The organism is Streptomyces pseudogriseolus (assembly GCA_002154585.1).
Lineage (GTDB): Bacteria > Actinomycetota > Actinomycetes > Streptomycetales > Streptomycetaceae > Streptomyces > Streptomyces pseudogriseolus.
This window is the reverse complement of record MUNG01000333.1, coordinates 1-2,703: the sequence shown is the minus strand read 5'-3', so window position 1 is coordinate 2,703 and position 2,703 is coordinate 1. Positions and strand designations below refer to the sequence as shown.

The following is a 2,703-nucleotide window of genomic DNA, read 5'->3' as shown; positions in this document are numbered from 1 at the left end:
CGCCCCGACCCCCCTGCTGCCGTACATCCAACCCCCCTTGGGTGCACTTGTTCCACGTGTTCCGAGCCCCAATCCTGGCATATCTCACGGCCCGCCAGGACGGCCGACTGCCGCTTGTCCACGGCCTGTTACAGGGACCGGGGCACCACGCGCGGGGTGGCCGGATCCGCGCCCACCTGCGCCGATCACGCAAGGCGACCGGTCCGGTACTTGACGTGGTACGGCCCCTGGGCCGGGCCTGGCTTTCCCTCTAGAGTCGGGGCACCGGGCCGGCCGCCGACGTGGCCGGTGCTCCCGTGCGCCTTCCCGGTACCTCCCGCGCGTCCTGCCGGGTCACCTCCCGCGGCCCGTGCGCCGCGCGGTCGAGGACCGGCCCGGCCGGCGGCCTCCGGGGAGCAGGCCGTCGGCCGGGACCGGGCGCGCTCTCCCCGCACGCTCACGCGTGGGTGCGGGGCTCCGACGCGTCCGTCAGGTACGCGGAGACCACCACGTTGGCCTCGTAGGTACCGGTGGTGGGGTCGTAGGCGCCGCCGCAGGTGATCAGCCGGAGTTCGGCGCGTCCCTCGTGGCGGGGGCCGTACGCCTCCTGGGCGTCGAAGCCGTCCCGGTCGAGCACGCGGACGTCCTCGACGGTGAACTCGGCGACCGTGCCGTCGGACCGGCCGACCCGGATCTCCTGACCGGGCTCCAGCGTGTCCAGCCGGTGGAAGACGGCGGGCCGCGTCCCGGTGTCGACGTGCCCCACCATCAGCGCGGCGCCCTCCGCCCCGGGGGCGGTCCCGGCCGCGTACCAGCCGACCTCGCCCGCGCGGTCCAGCGGCGGCGGGTCGGGGGCGCCGCGCTCGTCCAGGCCGCGGGCGACGACCGGGGCGCGCAGGTCCAGGCCGGGGATGTCGAGGGTGAGCGGCTCGGCGGACGTCAGCGGGCGGTGCACGGTGGGCAGGTCGGTCAGGGGCGGGCGTCCGGCCGCCGCCATGTCGCCGGTGGCGGGTCCGGCCGTCCCGGCGGGCACCTCGGTGAGCCCGTTCCCCCACAGCCACAGCCCGAGCAGCAGGGCCACCCAGACCGCGCCGGCGGGCAGCCGTTTCGTCAGGTCGCGCATGACGCCGGTCAACCCGTCCCCCGGGCGGACCGCGCCTGGCGGCGGGCCGCGCGGTGCACGGTGAGGGCGGCGGTCCCCGCCAGGGCGAGCGCGACCACCGTCTGCGCGGTGCCGGGCCCGTGCCGCTCACGGCTGTCGGCGAGGGCCCGCGCGGCGCCGCCGCCCCCGGCGTTCACGGGGGCGACGGGCGACGGGTGCGCCGAGGGTTCCGCGCCCGCCGCGGGGGTGTGCTTCCGGACGACCTCGAGGGTGCCCTTGTGCTCCGTGCTGTCGCAGGCGACGGTCACCTCGTACGTCCCGGCGGTGAGCGTGGACCGTACCCGTGCGTCGCCCGCGAGGCCGTCGCCGGCGGGGGTGAGGCGGGCGTCGGACACCAGCGCCGGGGACTGCGCGACCGCCTCGCGCGCGTCGCACCCGGTCACCCCGAGGGCGATGTCGGCGCCGGGCGCGGGGGCCGCCGGGACCACCAGGACGCCTCCGCCGTCCGCCGCGTACGCCGCGCAGGCCGCGGGACCGAACGCGGTGACGGCCAGGACACCCGCGCAGAGAGCGAGTCGCCGCTTACCCATCGTGAACCTCCAGACTCTTCGGAGGTTCCCCCGCGCGCTCCGCTCCCGCACCCTCTTACGCGCGACGCTGGGCCGGGCGGGTGAACGAGGGTGCTGGAACGGCGGTACGGGGGCCGACGGGGCTCGACAGGGCTCAGACGAGGTCGACGATGTCCGCGATGGAGTCGACGACCTCGGACGGCCGGTACGGGAAGCTCTCCACCTGCTCGGGCCGGGTCAGCCCGGTGAGCACGAGGTACGTCTTCATGCCGGCCTCGATGCCCGCGAGCACGTCGGTGTCCATCCGGTCGCCGATCATCGCGCTGCTCTCGGAGTGCGCCCCGATGGTGTTCAGTCCGGTGCGCATCATCAGCGGGTTCGGCTTGCCCGCGAAGTAGGGCTGCTTGCCGGTCGCCTTGGTGATGAGCGCGGCCACCGCGCCGGTCGCGGGGAGCGGGCCCTCGGTGGAGGGGCCGGTCTCGTCGGGGTTGGTGCAGATGAAGCGGGCCCCGGCGTTGATCAGCCGCACCGCCTTGGTCATCGCCTCGAACGAGTAGGTGCGGGTCTCGCCGAGGACCACGTAGTCGGGGTCGTGGTCGGTGAGGATGTAGCCGATGTCGTGCAGCGCGGTGGTCAGACCGGCCTCTCCGATGACGTACGCCGACCCGCCGGGCCGCTGGTCGTCGAGGAACTTGGCGGTGGCCAGGGCGGACGTCCAGATGTTCTCGATCGGCACCTCGAGCCCCATCCGGCGCAGCCGGGCGTGCAGGTCGCGCGGGGTGTAGATGGAGTTGTTGGTGAGCACCAGGAAGGGCCGCCCTGACTCGCGCAGCTTCTTGACGAAGGCATCGGCCCCGGGAATCGGCACCCCTTCGTGGATCAGCACCCCGTCCATGTCGGTGAGCCAGGACTCGATGGGCCTGCGATCAGACATAAGCGCGAATCTCCCGCCGTCAACGACCTAGTGAGCCCCAGCCTAAACGGCCCCCTTCGCGGGCAGTCACGCCGCTGGGACGGCCCCCGTCGCGGGCGATCGTGCCGCTGGGGCGGCAC

General features: G+C 74.7%; 3 protein-coding genes. All 3 read right to left on the bottom strand.

All coding sequences use genetic code 11. From position 1 onward, the window contains the following. Window positions 1-436: 436 nt before the first annotated feature. The 3 genes from CCN29_RS26220 to CCN29_RS26210 all read right to left on the bottom strand — a co-directional run bounded on the left by CCN29_RS26220 (window position 437) and on the right by CCN29_RS26210 (window position 2,584). Window positions 437-1,102: a class F sortase gene (locus CCN29_RS26220; protein WP_086684958.1), complete on the bottom strand. Its 666-nt coding sequence runs from the start codon at window positions 1,100-1,102 to the stop codon at window positions 437-439. 8 nt (window positions 1,103-1,110) lie between these two features. After that, on the bottom strand, window positions 1,111-1,671 hold the full coding sequence (locus CCN29_RS26215) for a hypothetical protein (RefSeq protein WP_086684955.1): 561 nt from the start codon (window positions 1,669-1,671) through the stop codon (window positions 1,111-1,113). A 133-nt stretch (window positions 1,672-1,804) separates the two neighbouring features. After that, window positions 1,805-2,584, bottom strand: coding sequence for an HAD-IIA family hydrolase (locus CCN29_RS26210; protein ID WP_086684952.1), 780 nt, complete (start codon window positions 2,582-2,584; stop codon window positions 1,805-1,807). Window positions 2,585-2,703 lie beyond the last annotated feature (119 nt).

Coding starts and splice junctions, on each gene's coding strand:
- CCN29_RS26210 (WP_086684952.1), bottom strand. CDS start 2,584: ATGTCTGATCGCAGGCCCATCGAGTCCTGGCTCACCGACATGGACGGG.
- CCN29_RS26220 (WP_086684958.1), bottom strand. CDS start 1,102: ATGCGCGACCTGACGAAACGGCTGCCCGCCGGCGCGGTCTGGGTGGCC.
- CCN29_RS26215 (WP_086684955.1), bottom strand. CDS start 1,671: ATGGGTAAGCGGCGACTCGCTCTCTGCGCGGGTGTCCTGGCCGTCACC.